Genomic DNA, 23010 nt, shown 5'->3' with positions numbered 1-23010 from the left:
CGCGACGGGAACTACGCGGCGAAAACCCAGCCCCGGAGCAGCAAGAAACGCACTCCGCCGACCGCCGCACCGACAGCAATGACAAAGGCGCCTGCCGTCGTCGCGGACGCGTTCGGAAAGCCGATCTCGAGCGCGCCCAACGCGACGGAGCTGGTGAGCAAACCCGCGATCGCGAGGCCACCGCTCTCCCACTGTGCGGCGAGCCAGCCGACTCGATGTGCGGCTCCGAAGGTCACGCGCCGATGGAGCTCGTTGGCCAGCGCGGTGCTGACGGCGGCGCCGACGAGGTTGGCAGTCATCGCGCCCTCGGGGCGGAGTGCGACGAAGAGTGCGAAGTACACGATGTTGCTGACGACTCCGACCGTGGCGAATCGAACGAGCTGCGCGAACGCGTGGTTGCCACGAAGGTCGAACGCTCGCAATTGCCGCAGGGCAGGTTCGGCGACCAACATCTTCGAACCACCCTTCCTCGACGTATGCGGCGGCGTTCGACGCATTGTCAGATTCACAGACAGTGCTTGCCGCTCACTTACAGCTGGCTTAAACCCGCAGCTCGGCGGACGATGGCTTGTCGCGGAATGCTGTCGACAAGGCTGTTATCAAGACGTCCACTCGCGCGATGTTTACGTAACAGCCTGCTCGCGCGGCACAGCTGTGGATAGCAAGGCGACTATCCACAGGCGCGGGATTTTCTTGCGAGCGTCGCCGTGAATTTTGCAAGGCTCGATCGGTGGGGACATACGACCGACCGTTTCGGGGCTCGCTGGCGCTTGCCCTCGGTGAGTTGACCGCTCATCAACTTCGTTGCGATTTCGTCCGCGTGTACCGAGATGTCTACGTTCGAAAGCGCATCGAACTCACCGCCCACATGCGAGCACATGCGGCCGCTGTGTATTCGGGCGAGAACTCGATCCTCGCGGGCCGTTCGGCCGCAGCGCTGCACGGGACGAAGTGGATCGACGCCAACGAACCCGCAGAAGTGATCCGTCACGACAACTTTCACGCTCCCAAGGGTTTGATCGTGCGGCAGTACTCCATCCATCCCGACGAAATCGTGACAATCCACGGCAGACGTGTGACGACACCAGCACGTACGGCGTTCGACCTCGGGCGGACGTTGCAAGCGCCGAGAGCGATCGAGATCGTCGACGCCCTATGCAATGCAACGCAATTGCAACCGCACGAGGTCGCCGGGTTGGCCGAACGCCACCCCGGCGCTCGCGGCATCGTCGGCGTGCGCTCGATCCTCGGCCTCGTCGACGGCGGCGCCGAATCACCGCCCGAAACCCGGACGCGACTCGCGATCGTCGACGCGGGTCTGCCACGCCCGGAAACGCAGCTCGTCATCACCGACGACGCGGGGTTCTTCGTTGCTCGTGCCGACCTCGGCTGGCGGCGGTGGAAGGTGCTCGTCGAATACGAGGGCGACGGACACTGGTCCGATCCTCGGCAGAAGCAGCGCGACCTCGAGCGCTACCCGCGACTGGAAGAACTGGGCTGGCGAATCGTTCGCGTCGGGTCGGCTCTGCTGAGCAGGCGGGAGGAATTGATTCGCCGCATCAGCGCCAAGTTGCGCGCCGCCGGCGCCCCGCTGTGACCACCGAGCAGGCACTTAGCGGAACAACGTGCGATAAGACTTCGCAATAACAGCCTTGTCGCGGCGCTCCTAGGACGAGCGAGCTACTCCCGCTTCGCCATCCATTCGTCGAGCAATGGACCGATCTGGACGAGTGAGTTCTCCGTCATCATGTCGGCGTGCAGCGCGGTGATCGACTGATTCTCGACACGGCCTCGCACGAACGGTTGCCACTTGGTCGCGTCCGCCGCACTCGTCGGACCCTCCAGCGCAGCTGTGAAGAACAGCAGGTCGCCGTCGAAGACCCCTGGCCGGTACTCGTTGACGAGTGTCGGCGCGTTGGCCGCATCACCGAAAATCCGTTGAATTCGATCGACCGTGAAATCGGCGATGTCGGCACGGGTCGCCGCGATGAACTGCGCGGATTGCTCGGTGGACAGTTCCGCCAGATCCATATCGTCGCGAATTGCGATGCCCACAGACCTGAAGAACGCGCGAAGCGCCTTCCTGAATGCGGTGCTGTCCATCGCGAGGTGGCTGTCCGCCAGAGCAAGGACGGACACGTCGGCGCCGACAGCCTGCAACTGCACGGCCATCGCATGCGCGACGACGCCGCCGAGCGACCAGCCGAAGAGCCGGTACGGTCCGTCGGGCTGAACGCGGCGAATCTCCTCGACGTAGCGCGCTGCCATCTCCTCGATCGACGACGGACTCGGTTCATCGCGCACGATGTTCGGCGACTGCACGCCGTAGATACCCGTACGCGGATCGAGATGCCGTGTCAGAGCCAAGTATTGCCACGCCAGGCCGCCGACAGGATGCACGCAGAACAGTGGCGACCCGTCGACGGATTCTCGGATCGGCAGCAAAATGTCGAGACCGCCGGTGTCGTCGGCCGACGCGGCGGGACGTTCCACTCGCGCTGCCAACTCTGCGACAGTGCGATGAGTGAACAACCACCGCAACGCAACATCGAGCCCGGTGGCTTCCTTGACCTTCGTGATCGCCTGCGCGCCGATCAGCGAGTTGCCGCCGAGAGCGAAGAAATCGTCGTTCCGACCGACCCGGTCGACGGCGAGCAATTCGGCAAACACGTCGGCGATCGCGTGCTCGACCGGCGTTGTCGGCTCTTCGAACTCGAGGTCGTTCGCGCGCGTCGGCTTCGGCAACGCCGCGCGATCCAGCTTTCCGCTGGCGTTCAACGGGAATGCAGCCAACACCACGATCGTGTCGGGCACCATGTAGCCGGGCAGCCGATCACGCATCGCAGTCAACAGGCGGTCAGGCGCAGGTGCAGCGCCCGGATTGCCGACCACGTAGCCGACCAACTGCTCCCCCACCGCGGTGCCGACAACTTCTGCGGCGGCCTGCGACACGTCGTCCGATGCCGTGAGTGCTGCTTCCACCTCGCCGAGTTCGATGCGTTGACCGCGTAGCTTCACCTGGAAGTCGGTACGGCCGACATAGTTCAGCCCGCCGCTCGCATTCCACGACACCAGATCGCCAGTTCGATACATCCGGGAACCGTTGCTACCGAACGGGTCGGCAACGAATCTGTCTGCGGTGAGGTCCGGTCGCGTGACGTAACCGCGGGCGAGTTGCGCTCCCGCCAAATACAGTTCGCCGGTCACACCGACGGGGACCGGCACGAGCCGCGCATCGAGGACGTAGGTCCTCGTGTTCCAGATCGGCCCTCCGATCGGGACCGGCGCGCCGTTCGCCAAGGCCTGCTCGGCCGTCACCGAAACGGCAGCCTCTGTCGGTCCGTACAGGTTGTGCAGCGCCGCGGTACTGATTCGACGCAGCGCCGCGACCGTTGCGGGCGGGAGTGCCTCGCCGATCACGAATACACATCTCACGCTCGACAACGCAGCCGAATCGGCGTCGCTCGCGAACACCGCGAGCATCGACGGCACGAAGTCGGTGACCGTAATTTGCTGTCGTGCAATGAGGTCGGAGAGGTATGCGACATCGCGGTGCCCGTCGGGAGTTGCGAGCACGAGTCGCGCACCCGAGCGCCACGGAACGAAGTATCCCCACATCGACACGTCGAACGTGGTGGCCGTCTTCTGGAGATAGGCGTCGGCGCTGGACATCGGGTAGGTGGCTCGCATCCACTCGAGCTGATTGACGAAGGCACCGCGGGATACCGAAACACCCTTGGGTCGCCCGGTCGATCCCGAGGTGAAGATGACGTATGCCGGACTCGCCTGCGCGGGGATCACGAATCCACCTGCTGCGCCGGAGTATTCGGAAAGATCGAGGCGGTCGATCCGCACGACGGCCAAGCCTTCGGGCACGACGGGGTCACTGTCGCCCTGAGTCAACACACACACGGGTGCGGACGTGTCCAAGATGTAGGCGTTGCGGGCTGCAGGGTGATCCGGGTCGACCGGGACGAACGCACCACCGGCACGCACGACCGCGTACATACCGACGACGAGGTCTATCGAGCGTCGCATGGCAAGTGCGACAGTCTTTTCCGGGCCGACACCCAAAGTGACCAGGTGCCGCGCCAGCCGGTTGATCCGGTCGTCGACCTCGGCGAAACCGAGCGTCACGTCACCGAAGATCAACGCCGGTGCCGCGGGCGTCAGCTGTACCTGCTGATCGAATCCTGCGAGCAGATCCTGCTCGGACACACTGTGTGCGGTGGCATTTCGTGTGACCAGCAGCTCGCGCCGCTCGTCCGGGCCGAGGAGGTCGATCGCGCCGACCGGTCTGTCGGCTTCGTGTGCGGCGGCGGCAAGGATACGGCGAAGGCGCCCTCCGATCGCGCTGACCTCGTGTCGGTCGAAAAGCGCACTGAGGTAGCGCAATTGCAGATGCATGCCGTCGTCGACGGTAGTGACCAGAGTCAGCGGATAGTGCGTCGCGTCGCGCAGGGAAACCCCGGCGAGCGTCATGCCGTCGACAGCGCCTGCCTGTTCGGTCAGCCCTTTTGCATCGATCGGATACGACTCGAACACCGTCAGTGTGTCGAACACCGCCCCGCCGTTGCCGGCGGCTTGGATGTCGGTGATGCCGAGGTAATGATGGTCGAGCAGTTCCGTCTGCTCGCTCTGCACCCGCCGCAACAGCGTCGCGAACGTCTCGTCCGCAGCAACGCGAATCCGTACGGGCAAGGTGTTGATGAACAGACCGACCATCGACTCGACTCCTGCCAAGCCTGCTGGTCGGCCGGATACCGTTGCGCCGAAGACGACGTCGTCCCGACTACCCAAGCGGCTCAGCAGAATTCCCCACGACGCCTGCACGACGGTGTTGAGGGTGACGCCGTGCTCGGCGGCGACCGCCGTCAGGGCCGCGGTCAACTCGTGATCGATCTCGACGCTGACCTGCTCCGATAGCGAGCTCAGCTCACGACCCGGGTCGATCGGTGCGACGAGGGTCGGCTCGACCCCGGCTAGCGCGCGCCGCCAGACCTGTTCGGACGCCTTGTGGTCTTGTTCGGACACCCATTCCAAGTAGGACCGGTACGGCCGAACCCGCGGCAGCGACGACCCGTCACCGCCGGTCGCGTAGAGGGTCAGCAAGTCGGCGAGCAGCAACGGCATCGACCAGCCGTCGAGCAGAATGTGATGGTTCGTCACGACCAGCTTGTAGACGCCGTCCTCCAGCTCGAGCAGCGCGAACCTGATCAGCGGTGGCTGTCTTACGTCGAAATGCGCGACGCGGTCCTGGGCGATGAAGGTGGCCAGAGCGTCGTTGCGGTCGCCAGGTTGCAGACCGCGGAGATCGACATCGCGCCACGGCATGGTCACCGACTCGAGCACCACCTGCACTGCGGTTCCGTGCCGATCGCTGACGAACGCGGTACGCAGATTCGCGTGCCGATCCAGCAGTCCCTGCGCGGCGGCGCGCAACCGTGCGGCGTCGACGGCTCCCTCCAGATCGAGGACGACCTGCACCGAGTAGGCGTCGACCGACGATTCCGCGAGCAGAGCGTGAAACAGCAAGCCCGCCTGCAGCGGCGCCAGCGGCCATACATCGACCGCGGTCGGGTACCGCTTCTCGAAACGATCCAACTCGCTCTGATCGAGTGCAACCAACGGCACATCCGACGGGGTCAATCCACCTGCGGTGCCTGAGCTCGCGTGTTGTGCCAACCCAGTCAAGGCGTCCAGCCACAGCTCGGACAGGTCTCGAACCTCGTTCTCCGACAGCAGCTTCGATGCATACGCGAAAGAGGCGCGCAGCGCCGGGCCAGCCGAACCCTCGGTGACGATGGCGTTGATGTCGACGGCCTTGTTGGCGGGCATGTCCGCGTCTGCGGCGGCCGTGACATCGCCGAATGCGCCACTTGGAGCCCAAGCAACGGCCCCGGCCTCCCTGTCGCCCGAACCGAGCAGCACCTGACCGAGGTAGTTGAAACTGATCTGGCCGTCCGGGAGATCCGCCGATTCGACCGCGGTCGATGCATTGGAGTACCGCAGCAACCCGTAGCCGAGACCCTTGTCGGGTATAGCGAGCAGCGTTTCCTTCACCAATTTGATCGCTGCACCCGCCGCCGTTCCACCTGCGATCGCGTCGTCGATGTCGATGCCGGACACATCGAGTCGCACCGGGAACACGCTGGTGAACCAACCGACAGTGCGCGACAGATCGGCACCGGCGACAACGTGGGCCTCCCTACCGTGCCCTTCCAATTGGATCAATGTCGACGTCACCTCGATGCCGCGTTCGGCTCGCCACTTCGTGGCGGCCAAAGCCAGTGCGGCCAGCAGTCCGTCGTTGACGCTCCCCCTGAACAGGCCGGGAATCGTCTTGAGCAATGCGGCCGTCACGTCGGCAGGAACATGGAGATCGAACCGAGCGACGGTGGACACCACATCGACGAGCGGGTCGAATTCACGCGAACCGAGCATCGGATCGGGTCCTGCAAGGGTCGAGCGCCACCACGCCAACTCGGCAACGCGAATCGAATCCAATGCGATCTCGTGCAACGCGTGCGACCACCGGCGGATCGACGTTCCCACCGGAGCGAGCGTCGGGGTGTGACCGGCTGCCACCTGCGCCCATGCGGATGCCAAGTCGGGCAGCAGGATTCGCCACGAAACACCGTCGATCACCAGGTGGTGGGCGGCGACGAGTAGTTGACCGGCAATGTCGGTGCCGCTGTCGAACCACACGAATTGCAGCATCCGTCCTGCGCCCGGATCGAAGCGACCGAGTGCGGCATCGAGTGCGGCGGAGGCTATTTCGGTCTTGGCAGCACCATCGAGTCCTGGATCGACTCCGACGCGGGTCAGCAGCTGACTAACGTCGAAACCAGCTGATGGAACGGTCTGCAGGCCCCAGCCCCGGTGGTTGTCGTGGACGAGCCGCGACCGCAGCATGTCGTGCTGCTCGACTACCGCCCCGATAGTCGTTAGCAAACCAGCTCGATCGATCCCGACCGGTAGGTCGACGATCATCGATTGGTTGCTGCGGGCGAACCCACCGGTTCCTTCGACGAGTGCGTGCGCTACCGGCAGCAGCGGCATCCAGCCCACACCTGCACCGGGAAGCTCCTGCAGGACAACGGTTGCCGACTCGTCGGCAAGCTGTGCGACCTCCGCGAGTCGTGCAACCGTCTTGTGTTCGAACACCTGTCGCGGCGTGAGTACGACACCGAGAGCCTTGGCGCGGGAGACGAACTGTATGGAGACGATGCTGTCGCCGCCCAATGCGAAGAACGAATCGTCGAGCCCGACTCGTTGAACACCGAGAACCTCGGCGAAAACTTCGGCGATCACCGATTCGAGGTAGGTCTCGGCTGCCCGGAACTCGGCTGTGCTGCCGAATACCGGTGCGGGCAGCGCTTTTCGGTCGAGCTTGCCGTTCGGCGTCAACGGTATCGAGTCCAGGACGAGGACGACGTCCGGCACCATGTACGCGGGCAGCAATTCGGCCGCGTTGCTGCGCACTCGATCGGGATCGATGGTCGCATCGGCTGTCGGTACGACATAGCCGACCAACCGGTCCCCGGTCATTGAGTCGTTGTGGACGACGGAAACCGCCTGGCGCACACCGTCGTACGCAGCCAGCGCAGATTCGATCTCACCGAGTTCGATGCGGTAGCCACGAACCTTCACCTGGGAGTCCGCGCGTCCCAGGTACTCGAGGGACCAGTCGGCCGTCCAGCGGACGAGGTCGCCTGTGCGGTAGAGCCGGGCACCGTCGGTGCCGTAGGGGTCGGGGACGAAGCGTTGCGCTGTCAACGCTGGGCGGCTCAGGTAGCCGCGCGCCAATTGTGGACCGCCCGAATACAATTCGCCGACCACTCCGATCGGAACCGGCTGTAGGCGCGAGTCGAGTACGAGCGCGCGGACCCCCCGGATCGGCCCGCCGATGGTGATGTCGCGTCCCGGCACCAGCGGGTCGCTGATGTTCGTCATCATGGAGGTCTCGGTGGGTCCGTAGCCGTTGTACAGCCGCGGTGTGGCGTTCGGGTCCGCCGCTGCCCACTGCCGAACCAGTTCGGGTGTGCAGGCTTCACCGCCCGCGACGACGACCTCGAGCGCGGTCAACCGTGTGCGATCGATGGTCGCCAACGCTGCGGGTGTGAAGAAGGCGTGGGTGACACGCTCGTCGGCGAGCAGCGTTTCGACCTCGTCACCGCCGTAGAGCTGTTGCGGCGCAACGACCATCGTTGCTCCGGTAGGTACGGCAAGCAAAAGCTCGAGCACGGCGGCGTCGAAGCTCGGCGACGCGAAATGCAGTGTCCGCGATGCTGGAACGACCTTGTATCGGGCTCGCTGCTCGGCGGCGAAGTTGGCGAGACCGGCATGGGTGACGACGACGCCCTTCGGCACACCGGTGGAGCCCGATGTGTAGATGACGTACGCGGCGTGTGTGTCGTGCACAGCGGCCGTGCGGTCGTCGTCGGTGATCGGATCTGCCGAGTGTTCGGCAACGCGCGCAACGAATTCGGGATCATCGAGGGAGAACCAGCGGGTTGCGGCAGGCAGCGCATCGCGGTGCGTGGATACGGTGAGTCCGGCTGCGCACTGCGAATCGTGGAGCATGCGTGCAACTCGATCCGTCGGATACGCCGGGTCGACGGGGAGGAATGCGGCACCGGTCTTGGCGATCGCCCACACCGCTACGACGGACTCGATCGATCGCTCGATCCCGACCGCGATGTAGGACTCCGGTCCGACAGCGAGCGAGATCAGTTCGCGGGCAATTCGATTCGACCGCCGATCGAGTTCGCGGTAGGTGATGTCGTTGCCGTCGAACCGAACGGCAGATCCGTCGGCGTTCGCCGAGACGGCCGCGTCGAGCAGCTGCGGAAGCGTCGCGACAGGTACCCCGGCCGGGCCTCGAACGTTCTCGAGAACTGCACGTTCGGCCGCGGTCGTCAGCGTGATGTCGCCGACGCGCAGAGTGGGATCGGCGACGACTGCTTGCAGGATCGCGAGTAACCGCCGACCGAACGTCGCGATCGTCGATTCGTCGAACAGCGCACTCTGATAGCGCAATTCGAGGTGGACCCGGGTATCGACGGTCGTGATGAGCGTCAACGGGTAGTGGGTCGCGTCCGACATTCGCACGCCGGTGAGTGCCATACCGTCGATCGCGCTGGCTTGGGCAGCGAGGCCCTTGTGATCGATCGGGTACGACTCGAAGACCGTCAACGTGTCGAACACGATCTCGGACGACGCGGCAGCAACGATGTCGGGCAATGCCAGATAGTGGTGATCGAGCAACGCCGCCTGCTCACCCTGGACGCGGTGCAGCAACGCCTCGATCGTCTCCGCCGGGTCGACCTGGATGCGAACTGGCAGTGTGTTGATGAACAGACCGACCATCGACTCGACGCCGGGCAGACCTGCAGGACGACCGGATACCGTCGCGCCGAACACGACGTCGTCACGACCGAGCAGGCGGCTCAACAGAATTCCCCATGCGCTCTGCACGATCGTGTTGAGCGTGACCCCCCACTCACCCGCCAGGGTGGTCAGCTCGGCTGTGACATCCTCCGCCAGATCGACGGTGAGATCCTCTGCAAAGGAACCGAGTTCACGATTGTGGTCGCCCGGTGCGATCAGCGTCGCACTCGCGCCGGCCAATGCTCGAGCCCACGCCTCCTCCGCGGTGTGCCGGTCCTGTTCGGCCAACCAGGCGAGGTAGGAGCGATACGGCCGGACCCGGGGCAGCATTCGGGTGTCGCCGTAAGTTGCGTACAGCGACAGCAGATCTTTCAACAACAACGGCATCGACCAGCCGTCGAGCAGGATGTGGTGGTTGGTGACCACGAGGACCGATTCGTCGGGGCCGAGGGTGACGAGAGCGAATCGCAGCAACGGCGGTCGGGTGACGTCGAAGTGGGTCGCGCGGTCCGCGGACAGCACCTCCGCCAGGGCCGATCGCTGCCCATCTCCTTCTACCGCGCTCAGATCGACTGTGCGCCATGGGACGTCCACCTGGTCGACGACGACCTGTACCGATGTACCGTCGTCGGCGCCGACGAAGGCTGTTCGTAGATTGGCATGTCGGTCGAGCAATCCCTGTGCGGCGGCCTGTAATCGAACGGCATCGACGGTGCCGGACAGCGTCAGGACAACCTGAACCGAATACGCATCGAGCGACGTCTCGGCAAGCAGGGCGTGGAACAACAGCCCGGACTGCAGCGGTGCCAGCGGCCAAATGTCAGTCACCGCTGGGTAGTCCGCCTCGAACCGTTCGATTTCGTGCTGGCGCAGCGACACGAGCGTCAGGTCGGAGGGGGTCAGTCCACCCGCTGTCGGCGACTGGACCTGTGTCGCGAGTGCTGTCAACGCAGCTACCCAGAGGTTCGCGAGGTCGGCAACGTCCGACTCGGCGATCGCGTCCGAGGCGTACGCGAACGACGCACCGAGGCTCGGACCGGTTGTGCCGTCGGCAGATCCGGTGACGATCGCGTTGATATCGATGATCTTGTTCGCAGGCATGTCCGCGTCGCCACGGGCAGTCAGCTCACCCAACCCGTCGGCGGGCGTCCAGTCGAGGACGTCGGACGTGGTCTGGGCGTCACCGATGCCAACCTGGCCAAGGTAGTTGAAGCTGATCTGACCACTCTCGAACTGCGCTAGCTCCGAGGCGGTGTCGCTGTTGAGCCGGCGTAGCAAACCGAACCCGAGTCCCTTGTCGGGTATCGCAAGCAACTGCTCCTTGACCGCTTTGATCGCGTCGGACGCAGCCGCACCGCCCCGGAATGCATCGTCGACATCGATACCGCTCAGGTCGAGCCGCACCGGAAACGCCGTCGTGAACCAGCCGACCGTGCGCGACAGGTCCGCCGACAGAGCTGGCGCCGAACCAGCCCGGAAGGCATCCTCTTCGCGACCGTGGCCTTCGAGTTGCACGAGTGCGGTCGGTTCGATGACGCCACGATCTGCGCGCCATGTGACCAGTGCCAAAGCAAGTCCCGCCAGCAGCGGATCGTTCACGCCACCGCGAAACAGCCGCGGAATCGTCGTCGTCAGAGCCGCCGTGACATCTTCGGGCACAACGACATCGAGCCGACGGACCGTCTCGACGACGTCGAGCGAGCGGTCGAAAGCGCGACGACCGAGGATCGGATCGGAGCCCGACAGGATCGACCGCCACATCCCTAGCTCGGCGACGCGTGCTTCGCTGTGCGCTTCGTCGACGAGGGCGTGTGCCCAGCGGCGCATCGACGTACCGACCGGCGCAACAGCCGGGTCGTGTCCGAACGTGAGTTGTCCCCACGCAGACATCAGGTCCGGCACGATGATCCGCCAGGACACGCCGTCGATCACAAGGTGGTGGGCGACGACGAGCAGATATCCGGACTGCGCCGGGCCACGGTCGAACCACACGAACTGCGTCATCACACCCGCAAGCGGATCGAGGCGGCCGAGTGCGACGTCCAAGGCTTCGCCGGCAACGGAGCCGATGCTCTCGGTACCGGTGGTGGCCGAACCAGTGGTGGCCAATTCGATCCGTGTGACAGCTGCGTCGACGTCGACGCTCCCCCGCACACCTGTCTCGAGTCCCCAGCCGCGGTCGTCGTCGTGCACCAGCCGCGACCGCAGCACATCGTGACCGTCGACGACGGCTGTGATCGTCTGCACGAGGGCAGCCCTGTCGATTCCACTCGGCAGCACAAGCTGCATCGTCTGACTGTTGCGGGCGAAGCCGCCTGGACCATCGACCATCGCACGCGCGATCGGCGTCAGCGGCATCCACCCGATCCCGCCGCCCGGAAGTTCCTGCAACAGCGTTGCCGCAGACTCGTCGACAAGCCGTGCGATCTCCGCCAGTGCGGCGACTGTCTTGTGTTCGAAGACCTCTCGCGGTGTGATGACAACGCCGCGAACCTTCACCCGCGACACCAGTTGGATCGAGACGATGCTGTCGCCGCCGAGCGCGAAGAACGAGTCGTCGAGGCCGACCTGCGCTACACCGAGAACCTCGGCGAACACCTCCGCGATCACAAGCTCGACGTAGGTCTCCGCCGCTCGGAAGGTCTCCGGGCCGTCGATCACCGGCGCAGGCAGCGCTCTGCGATCCACTTTGCCGTTGGCCGTCAACGGCAGCGCATCGAGCACGACCACAGCATCGGGAACCATGTGCGTCGGCAAGAACTCGGCGACGAATCTTGTCGCAGCCGCCGGCTCGAGGGTGACACCGGCGACCGGCACGAGATAGGCAACAAGTCGATCGGGCGCGGACGTATCGGTGCGTACGAGCGCTACTGCCTGTGCAACTCCGTCGATCCGGCCAAGTTGTGCCTCGATCTCACCGAGTTCGATGCGGAAGCCACGCAACTTCACCTGGAAGTCGCTACGCCCCACGTATTCCAATTCGCCTGTGGCAGAGCGGCGAACCAGGTCACCGGTCCGATAGAGGCGAGTGCCGTACGAGGATGTGGCAACACCGAAGGCGTGGAAGGGGTTCGCTACGAAGCGTTCCGAGGTGAGACCTGGCCGGGCGTGATAGCCGCGAGCAAGCTGCGGACCGCCGAGATACAGTTCGCCGACCACGCCGGGCGGCACCTGGCGAAGCCGAGCATCGAGGACGAGTGCAGCGACACCGGGGACGGGCGCTCCGATCACGATCTGCGAATCGGGTTGCAGCACAGCACTGCTCGTGGCAATGATGGTCGCCTCGGTCGGACCGTAGCCGTTGACGAAGCGGCGTCCCGTTGCCCAGCGCTCGAGCAGGTCGGGTCCGAAGCTGTCGCCTGCGACGACGACGGTCGACAGGTCGGGCAGGTTTGCTGCAGGCACTGTCGCCAGCGCGGCGGGCGTAATCAGCATGTGGCTCACACGTTGCGCCGCAAGCAGTTCGGCGAGGTCGTCACCGCCGAAGACATCGGCGGGTGCGACGACCAATGCCGCCCCCGAGGTCAATGCGAGCGTCATCTCGAGCATCGACACGTCGAAACTCGGTGCACACACCTGCAATACCCGCGACGTCGCGGTGACGTCGAAGTGGCTGCGCTCAGCGGCAACAAGTCCTGCGATGCCCGCGTGTGTGACAACGACGCCCTTCGGGCGCCCCGTCGATCCCGAGGTGTAGATGACGTATGCCGCATCGTCCACGCGAACGGGTCGGGTGCGGTCGGCGTCGGTGACGGGCGCGGACGAATAGTCCGACAGGTCAAGAACATCGATAGTCACGACGGTGCCTGCGCTATCGCGAGTGGACCCGCCCGCATACGCGATCACACAGACGGGGGCGGCGTCGGCGAGCATAAATTCCAGGCGATCTCGGGGTGCGGACGGATCGACAGGTAGGTAGGCGCCGCCTGCCTTCGTGATCGCCACCATTGCAACCACCAGGTCGATCGATCGTGGCAGAGCGACGGCGACGATGTCCTCAGGACCGACGCCGACCGACATCAGATGTCGCGCAAGCCTGTTCGAGCGCGCGGCGAGGTCGGCATAGGTGAGCGATGTTCCGTCGAAAACCACTGCGGCGGAGTCCGGCGAGTACCGCACGGCTGCATCGAACAGTGCGCCCAACGACTCGGGCTCGACCAGGGGCGCGACCTCCCGACCGCTTGCGGCGAGCAGCTCCGCGTGCTCTTGCGGGGAGGCGATATCGATGTCCCCCAACAAAACCGATGCGTCGTCGGCGAACGAGGACAGTATGCGCAGGAACCGCTCGGCGACCGCCGCCACACCTGTGGCGTCGAACATCGACTGCAAATACTCCAGCGAGATCTGCAGCTGCGGTCCCCCTGAGATCAGGATCGACATCGGGTAGTGCGGCGCGTCGTTGGAGTCGACGCCGTCGATGCTCATCCCGTCGATCGCACCGGCGGTCTCTGCGAGTCCGGCGGTGTCGACCGGATACGACTCGAAGACGGTCAGCGTGTCGAACAGACCGCCGACCCCGATCTCGCGCTGGATGTCGGCGAGTCCGACGTACTGATGGTCGAGCAGTGCCGCTTGCTCGTGCTGCAGGCGGACCAGCAGACTTTCCACCGTTTCGTCGGGATCGAGTCGAACCCGTACGGGCAGTGTGTTGATGAACAGGCCGACCATGGTCTCCACGCCCGGCAGCTGTGGTGGTCGACCGGACACGGTTGTGCCGAACACGACGTCGTCGCGTCCTGTCGTTCGGCCGAGCAGCACACCCCACGCCGCCTGGGTCGCAGTGTTGAGGGTGACGCCGAGTTGCCCGACGAGTGCCGTCAACCGAGCTGTCGGCTCGGGCTCCAGCGAGAGTTCGACCCGTTCGGTTCTCGTTGTGACTGCCGTGTCCGCGTTCGCCTGTGCGACATGCGTCGGCTCGACGCCGTCGAGAGTTTCTGCCCACACCTGCAGTGACGCCGCGGGATTCTGTTCGGCCAGCCAGTTCAGGTAGGAGCGGTACGGGCGCACACGTTCGAGATACGTCGTGTCGCCTCTCGTCGCGTACAGCACCAGGAGATCTTTGAGCAGTAGCGGCATCGACCAGCCGTCGAGCAGCACATGGTGATTCGACATGACGAGCCGGTACGTGTCCGAGGTGACGGTCACAAGTGTGAACCGGAGCAACGGTGGCGCGGCCATGTCGAAATTGGTCGCCTGATCTGTCGCGAGCACATCGGCCAATGCCGACTCGCGTTCGGCGTCGTCCTCGATAGCACTCAGATCGATTGCATGCCAGGGCACTTCGAGATCGTCGACGACGACCTGGCGGACCTCTCCCCTGTCGTTCGGGAGATAACCGGTGCGCAGATTCGGGTAGCGGTCGAGCAACACCTGCGCGGCGACCCGCAGACGTTCGACGTCGACGACGCCCGACAGTGTCAGCACGACCTGCACCGAGTACATGTCGACGGACGTCTCTGCCAGCATGGCGTGGAACAGCAGACCGGACTGCAGCGGCGTCAGCGGCCAGACGTCTGCGAGCCTCGGATAGCGCGACTCGAGTAGCTCGAGTTCGTTTTGGTCGATCGTGACCAGCGAGAGGTCGGACGGTGTCCGCCCGCCGGCATCCGGTGTGCGAACGTGAGCTGCCAACCCGGCCAGCGCCTGCACCCACAGCTCTGCCAATCGCTCGGCCTCGTTGCGCGACAACAGAGTCGACACGTAGGCGAACGTGGCACCGAGAGCGGGTCCGTCACCGGAGTCGGTCACGACGGCGTTGATGTCGACTATTTTATTGGCTGGGGCATCCGCATCGCCGGGAGCGGTCAACGCGCCGAGCGCGGACGACGGTGCCCACGCGACGCTGCTCGCGTCTTCTTGGTCGCCGAGAAGTACCTGTCCGAAGTAGTTGAAGCTGATCTGGCCATCGGGCAGGGCTGCGAGTTCGGCTGCGGTGTCGGTGTTCACGTGGCGCAGCAACCCGTAGCCGAGTCCCTTGTCGGGGATCGCCAACAACGATTCCTTGACCGCCTTCACCGCACGACCGGCGGCGACACCACCTGCGAGGGCATCGTCGAGGTCGATATCGCCGAGGTCGAGGCGAACTGGGAACACCGTGGTGAACCAACCGACCGTGCGGGACAGCTCCGCGCCCGGAACGACACCCTCTTCGCGGCCGTGGCCTTCGAGTTGCACCAGCGCCGACGACTCGAATACGCCACGTTCGCGTCGCCACTGTGCAATGGCGATGCCGAGCCCCGCGAGCAGTCCGTCGTTGACGCCGCCGTGAAACAGTCCGGGAATCGATTTCACCAGTGCCGCAGTCACATCGGGCGGCACTGCAACCTGAATCCGTTCGACCGTCGCGACGACGTCGATCTCAGGATCGAACGGTCGGGCGCCGAAGAGCGGATCCGGCCCGGCCAATGCCGAACGCCACCAGGACAACTCGGCGATGCGATCCGCCGATGTTGCCAATTCGCGCAACGCGTGGGCCCACCGCCGCATCGAGGTCGCGACGGGCGCAAGGTCTGGTGCGCGTCCAGCGGTCACCTGTGCCCACGCGACTGCGAAGTCGGGCAGCAGAATTCGCCAGGAAACTCCATCGACGACGAGGTGATGCGCGACGATCAGCAACTGGCCTGCGCGATCACTACCCCGGTCGAACCACACGAACTGCACCACCACGCCGGTGACAGGATCGAGTCTGCCCATCGCGTCGTCCAACGCAGCAGAGCCGATCGAATTCGCGTCCCTATCGACTGCAATGTCGATGCGCGTCAACAGGTTGTCGACATCGACGCTCCCGGGGGCGCCGGTCACCAGCGCACCCTCGGCCGGAGCGAGGCTGGATCGGAGCATGTCGTGGTGATCTACGACGGCGCCGATCGTCGCGACGAGCACGGGTCGGGTGATTCCTGCGGGAAGATCGACGACCATCGTCTGGCAATTGCGGCCGAACCCGCCCGGTGCGTCGACCATCGAACGAACGATCGGGGTGAGTGGCATTGCGCCGACGCCGCCCCCGGGAAGTTCTTGCAGCAGTGTCGGTTCGGCGGCTCCGACCGCCGTTGCCACTACCGCGAGCCGAGCGACCGTCTTCTGTTCGAATACGTCTCGCGGCGTGATCGTCACTCCGCGGGTCTTCGCACGAGACACGAGCTGAATCGAGACGATCGAGTCGCCACCGAGGGCGAAGAACGAATCGTCGAGTCCGACCCGTGCCACGCCGAGTACCTCGGCGAAGACCTCGGCCAGCACGCGTTGCACATCGGATTCGGCGGCGCGGAACTTCGCTTCGCCGGCAAAAGTCGGCGCAGGCAGAGCTTTACGGTCCAGTTTGCCGTTCGGCGTGAGCGGCATCGCGTCCAGCACGACGACGATGTCGGGCACCATGTAGCCGGTGAGGAACCCGGCCACATGCTCCTTCAGCCCGCTGGCTTCGAGTTGGGCACCGGGCTCGGCGACAACGTATCCGACCAGCTTGTCGCCGGTCTGCGGATCGGTGCGGACGACGGCAACCGCCTGCGCCACACCGTCGATGAGGCGTAGGCACGATTCGACCTCACCCAGTTCGATACGGAACCCGCGCAACTGCACCTGCGAGTCCGAGCGGCCGAGGTATTCGAGCGCGAGATCGGGGGTCCAGCGCACCAGATCGCCGGTGCGGTACAGCCGATTTCCAGGTCCTGACGCCTCCCCCGCGAACGGATCGGCCACGAACCTGGTTGCGCTGAGTCCCGGCCTGCTGTGATAACCCCGCGCGAGTTGCGGCCCCGACAGATAGAGCTCGCCGACGACTCCGATCGGAACCGGGCGCAGGCGCGCGTCGAGTACCAGCGAGCGGGTGCCTCGAATCGGGCCGCCGATCGTCACCGGCCGACCAGGCAGCAGTGGTGCGCTGATGTTGGTCATGATCGTTGTCTCGGTCGGCCCGTAGCCGTTGAAGAACGTGGGTCGACTCCACTGCGTCACCAACTCCGGCGGGCAGGCTTCGCCGCCGGCGACGACGACCCGGAGGTCGACCAGCCTCGAAGGATCGATCGTTGCGAGTGCCGCCGGGGTGAAGAAGGCATGCGTAACGCGCTCGGCTGCAAGCAGTTGCGCGACCTGCTCGCCGCCGTACATGTCCTGTGGTGCAACGACCATCGTTGCTCCGGCGGGGACGGCAAGGAGCAGTTCGAGCACCGAAGCGTCGAAGCTCGGCGAGGCGAACGCGAACGTGACCGCATTCGCTGTGAGGCCGTATCGGGCTGTCTGCTCAGCTGCGAAGTTCGCGAGACCGTCGTGGGTGACGACGACGCCCTTCGGGACGCCTGTGGTGCCGGAGGTGTAGATCATGTAGGCCGGGTGCTCGGATCGCAGCGGCGTGGCAAACCCGTTGTCGGCGATGGCATCCGGAGAGTGTCGCGACAGCAGTTCGTCGAGTTCGAGCGAGTCGAGATCGAGCCACGGCAGCGTCTGCGGGAGGCCATCGAGGTGTGCGCGGACCGTCAATCCCACGATCGCGTCGGAGTCGGCGAGCATGTGCGCGATGCGGTCGCTGGGGTAGGACGGGTCGACGGGCACAAACGCGGCGCCCGTTCGCGCTATCGCCCACGTTGCCACGATCGACGAGATGGATCTTTCGAGCGCGAAAGCGACGTAGGTTTCCGGACCTGCGCCACGTGACATCAGTTCACGAGCAAGCTGATTGGATCGCCGGTCGAGATCTCGGTAGGTGAGTTCGCGGCCCTGGTAGCGGACGGCAATACCGTCGGGGTTCGCTGCCACAGCCGCCTCGAGCAGTCGTGGCAACGGTGCAGGGTCGGTCCCTGGTGGTCCGGCGACCTGGGTCAACTCGCCACGCTCGGCGTTGTCGAGCACGTCGATGTCGCCGACTGCATTCGACGGATTGTGGGCAATCGCCTCGAGGATACGAACGAGCCGCTGTCCGAACGTCTCGACGGTCTCGGCATCGAAGATGTCGGTGAGGTAGCGCAGATGCAGTTGGACGCCGTTGTCGACCGTTGTTATCAGTGTCAGCGGGTAGTGGGTCGCGCCATCTGTCTGCACGTCGGTAATCGCAAGGCCTGCAATGGCATCGGCATGCTCGGCGAGTCCGCGGGTGTCGACCGGATACGACTCGAAGACCGTCAAGGTGTCGAACGCGACCTCCCCCGGCGTCGCGGCGACGATATCCGGCAATGCCACGTAGTGATGCTCGAGCAGCGCTGCCTGTTCGCGTTGGACCCGCGCAAGCAGCACTTCGATCGTCTCGTTCGCGTCGAAGCGGATCCGAACGGGAAGCGTATTGATGAACAGTCCGACCATCGATTCGACGCCTGCAAGAGCAGGCGGACGGCCGGATACCGTTGCGCCGAATACGACGTCGTCTCGGCCGAGTTGGCGGCCGAGCAGGATTCCCCACGCGGACTGCACGACGGTGTTGAGCGTGAGTCCCCACTGCGCGGCACGGGCGTTCAGGGTCTCGGTCAACGAGTCGGCTACGTCGATGGTGACGCTGTCACCGAGGTCGCTCAGCTCACGCCGCGGATCCACCGGTGCCAGCACGGTCGGCTCGGCACCCCGAAGTGCATCGGTCCAGCTCCTGATCGACGTGGCTGCGTCCTGCCCGGCGAGCCAGGCCAGATAGGAACGGTACGGACGCACCCTCGGCAGGACGGCGGTGTCCCCGTTCGTCGCGTAGAGGGTCAGCAGATCTGCAAGCAGCAGCGGCATGGACCAGCCGTCGAGCAAGATGTGGTGGTTGGTGACGACGAGCACGGATTCGGTCGTGGTCAGCCGTACCAGCACGAAGCGAATCAACGGCGGCGTAGCGACGTCGAAGCGGGTGGTTCGCTCCTGCGTCGACAACGTTGCCAGGGCGTCGTCGCGCTGCGCCGGATCGAGATCGGAAAGATCGGCCTCACGCCACGGCACGGCGACCGGGTCGAGGACAAGTTGCACCGGCGTGCCACTGTCGGTTGTGACGAAAGCTGTTCGCAGTGTTGGATACCGGTCGAGCACACCCTGTGCCGCAGACCGCAATCGCGGTGCGTCGACCGTGCCGCTCAGCTGGAGTGCAGCTTGGATCGAGTAGGCATCGACCGAGGTTGCGGCGAGCATCGCGTGGAACAACAACCCCGACTGCAGTGGTGCCAACGGCCACACGTCGACGACGCCCTCGTAGCGGGCTTCGAATCGTTCGAGATCGGCCTGGTCCACCGCGACGAGAGGTACGTCCGACGGAGTCAGACCGCCCGCGCCGGGCGTCCGGCAGTGGTGTGCCACACCGCGTAGCGCTTCGATCCACAATTCAGCGAGACGCTCGACGTCGTTGTGCGACAGCAGCTTCGATGCGTAGGTGAAGGTGGCGGACAGCACGGTGCCCGACGGGGAGTCGGACACGCTTGCGTCGATGTCGATCGTTTTGCCTGCAGGCATGTCCGAGTCGCCGTGAGCTTCGGCGGCGCCGAGCACATCCGTCGGCGTCCATGGCGCAGCGGTGCTGTCCGTCGATTTCGTCTGCGACACGTGGGGCAGAAAGTTGAAACTGACTTGCCCATCGGGCAATTGGGCCAGCTCGGTCGCCGTGTCGGTATTGCAGTAGCGCAGCAGACCGTAGCCGAGGCCCTTGTCGGGGACTGCAAGCAACGTTTCCTTGACCACCTTGATGGCCCGGCCAACCGCGAGTCCGCCGCGCAGCGCATCGTCGACATCGACGGTCGACAGATCGAAGGCAACGGGAAAAGCTGTCGTGCAGGGTCCTACGGTCCGTGCGAGGTCTGCGCCGGGCACTACCTGCTCTTCACGACCATGGCCTTCGAGCTGAATCAGCGCCGATCGCTCGTGCACCCCGCGTTCTGCACGCCACGCCGCCAACGCGATTGCCAGCGCAGCGAGCAGACCGTCGTTGACGCCCCCACCGAAAATTGTGGGTGCCACCTTCAGCACGGCGTCGGTGATGTCTGCGGGAGCCGCGACCTCGAGCCGTGCGACGGCAGCGGCGACGTCGATGCTCTGGTCGAAGCTGCGAGGTCCGAGGAGCGGATCCGGTACCGCGAGTGCCGAACGCCACCAGGCCGATTCCGCGACGCGAGCAGGTGTCAGCGCGTCGTCGGCCAGGGCGTGGGCCCACCGTCGCATCGACGTTGGTACGGGCTCGAGGGTCGGTCGGCGGCGTGCTGCCACGTGTTCGGCGGCAACAGCCAAGTCCGGCAGCACAATTCGCCACGACACACCATCGATGATCAAGTCGTGCGCAACAATGGCGAGCTGGCCGGATCGGTCGGTACCGCCGTCGAACCAGACGAACTGGACCATCGGCCCCGATGTCGGATCGAGTCGGTCTGCGGCAGCACGGATTTCGGCCGAAGCGACTTCGGTCGAAACAGCCTGCGTCGCCTGTACCCGGGTGACGAGTCCAGCCACAGCGATGGTTCCAGGTGCGGCGGTCTGCAGTCCCCAGCCACGAGCATCGTCTCGAACCAACACCGACCGGAACATGTCGTGCCGGTCGACGACAGCGGCCAATATCGTCGTCAGATCCGCGGACGTGATGCCGAGCGGCAACTCGACCACGACGGATTGGCTGTAAGGCGACAGATCGTCCCCGGCCACGAGTGCTGCAGCGCTCGGCGGCAATGGCAGCCACCCGATGCCACCACCGGAAAGCTCCTCGAGGACGAGGACATCGGACGACTCGGGTCGGGTTGCAACCTCGATCAATCCGGCAACCGTCTTGTGTTCGAACACGTCTTTCGGTGTGAAGTGCAGTCCGCGAGCCTTGGCGCGCGACACCAATTGGATGGAGACGATCGAATCGCCGCCGAGGGCGAAGAAGGAGTCGTCGAGGCCGACCTTGTCGACCCCGAGCACATCCGCGAACACCTCTGCGAGGAGTTGCTCGACATCGCTCTCGGCAGCGCGATATTCGACTTCACTTGCGAATACAGGCGCAGGCAACGCTTTTCGGTCCACCTTGCCGTTCGCCGTCAGCGGTAGCGTCGCCAACGGCACCACGATGTCGGGAACCATGTACGCAGGCAGGAACGTCGCCGCAGCGGACAGCACCGAATCCTGGTCGAGCACACTGTCTGCCGCCGCGACCGCGTAGGCGACGAGGCTTTGTCGGCCGCCACTGTCGGAGTGGGCGACAACCACAGCCTGCGCTATGGATTCGTCGGCGAGCAGTGTCCGTTCGATCTCGCCGAGTTCGATCCGCTGACCACGAATCTTGACCTGAAAGTCGCTGCGCCCCAGGTACTCCAGATTCCCGTCCGAGTTCTGCCGCACCAGGTCGCCCGTGCGATACAGGCGCGAGCCCGCCGTTGCGAGATCCTCCCCTGCCGTGGCAAACGGATTGGCGACGAATCGTTCGGAGGTCAAGGCCGGCCTGCCCTGATATCCACGGGCAAGTTGGGGTCCACCCAAATAGAGCTCGCCGACCACACCGGCAGGAACCGGCCGAAGTCGGCGATCCAGGACGAGTCCGACGACACCGGGTATCGGCATGCCGATCGTGATCGGTGCACCGACCGCGATCGGTGCACTTCGCACCGCCAGAATGGTGGCTTCGGTCGGTCCGTAGCCGTTGAAGAACGAGCGCCCCGGTGCCCATCTGGCTACCAGATCCGGGCCGAACGTGTCACCGACTGCGACGACCGCCATGAGGTCGTCCAGTCCGTCGGGTGACACCGTCGCCAGGGCGCCGGGAGTGATGAGCAGATGGGTCACCGCTTCGGTCGCGAGCAGTTCCGCCAGTTCGTCGCCGCCGAACGCCGTCGAAGGAGCGATCACCAACGCCGCACCGGAGGTGAACGCCAGCAGAAGTTCCAGTACCGAGACGTCGAAGGTCGGTGCGCAGACGTGCAGTACCCGCGACGCCGACGTGACGCCGTAGTGCGCAAGTTCGGCCGACACCAATCCGGCAAGTCCGGTATGGGTGACAACCACACCCTTCGGCCTGCCGGTCGATCCGGAAGTGAAGATCACGTAGGCGGGGTCGTCGACCCGCGCCGGACGCAGTCGCTCCCGATTGGACACCGGATGGCCGGGCGCTGCGGCGATGCGGGCTGCGTCCGACTCGTCGTCGAGGGTTATCCACACCGCGGCGCCGGGCAGGTAGTTCCGGTGCGCGGCGACGGTGATGCCTAGTTCGATCGAGGAATCCTGCAGAAGGAACTGGACCCGAGACTGCGGCGCGTGTGGATCGACAGGGACGAACGCTGCACCGGACTTCGCAATTGCCCACACCGCAACGACGTACTCCACCGATCGCGTCAGACCGACCGCGACGAGGTCGCCTGGTCCGACGCCGTGTTCGATGAGGACGCGGGCGAGTCGAGACGAGCGGTCGTCGATATCGCCGTAAGTGAAGATTCGGCCGTCGAAAACGACGGCGATGTTGCCGTGTGACGATTCGACAGCCGTCGTCAGTAGCTGCGGAAGTGTCTTCACACCGCGACCGGTGCGACTGCGAACTCTGTCCCGCGCGCCCTTGGGGGGCCGTTGAGCGCGCCGCGAATCTCCGTTGCTCATAACCTACTTCTTCTCAGTGTCGCGAACCCGCACACCTGATCCGCGCCGGTCAGCAGACACCCCCGCCTACTGCCCGACCAAGATCAGCCGCGCTCCGGTCACGACCGAACAGGGCAC

At 65.1% G+C, this 23010-nt stretch carries 3 protein-coding genes; 1 reads left to right on the top strand and 2 read right to left on the bottom strand.

Features of this window, described 5'->3' with window-relative positions; genetic code table 11:
• Nucleotides 1-11 precede the first annotated feature (11 nt).
• On the bottom strand, nt 12-509 hold the full coding sequence (locus JGU71_RS02390) for a GtrA family protein (RefSeq protein ID WP_307829461.1): 498 nt from the start codon (nt 507-509) through the stop codon (nt 12-14).
• A gap of 221 nt (nt 510-730) precedes the next feature.
• Between JGU71_RS02390 and JGU71_RS02385 the strand changes: the two genes are divergently transcribed.
• Nucleotides 731-1597 (top strand): type IV toxin-antitoxin system AbiEi family antitoxin, encoded by an 867-nt coding sequence (locus tag JGU71_RS02385; RefSeq protein WP_199701590.1) that lies wholly within the window; start codon nt 731-733, stop codon nt 1595-1597.
• 83 nt (nt 1598-1680) lie between these two features.
• Here JGU71_RS02385 and JGU71_RS02380 read toward each other — a convergent pair whose 3' ends face one another.
• Nucleotides 1681-22893, bottom strand: coding sequence for a non-ribosomal peptide synthase/polyketide synthase (locus JGU71_RS02380; RefSeq protein ID WP_199701589.1), 21213 nt, complete (start codon nt 22891-22893; stop codon nt 1681-1683).
• Nucleotides 22894-23010: the final 117 nt, after the last annotated feature.

The organism is Antrihabitans stalagmiti, from assembly GCF_016482825.1.
In the GTDB taxonomy this organism is placed as follows: Bacteria; Actinomycetota; Actinomycetes; order Mycobacteriales; family Mycobacteriaceae; genus Antrihabitans; species Antrihabitans stalagmiti.
Note: the sequence above shows the minus strand (reverse complement) of the source record. Positions and strands in the feature narration are given on the sequence as shown.

Bases quoted from the DNA above. Each gene is read 5' to 3' on its own strand.
- JGU71_RS02380 (WP_199701589.1), bottom strand. From the start codon at position 22,893: ATGAGCAACGGAGATTCGCGGCGCGCTCAACGGCCCCCCAAGGGCGCG.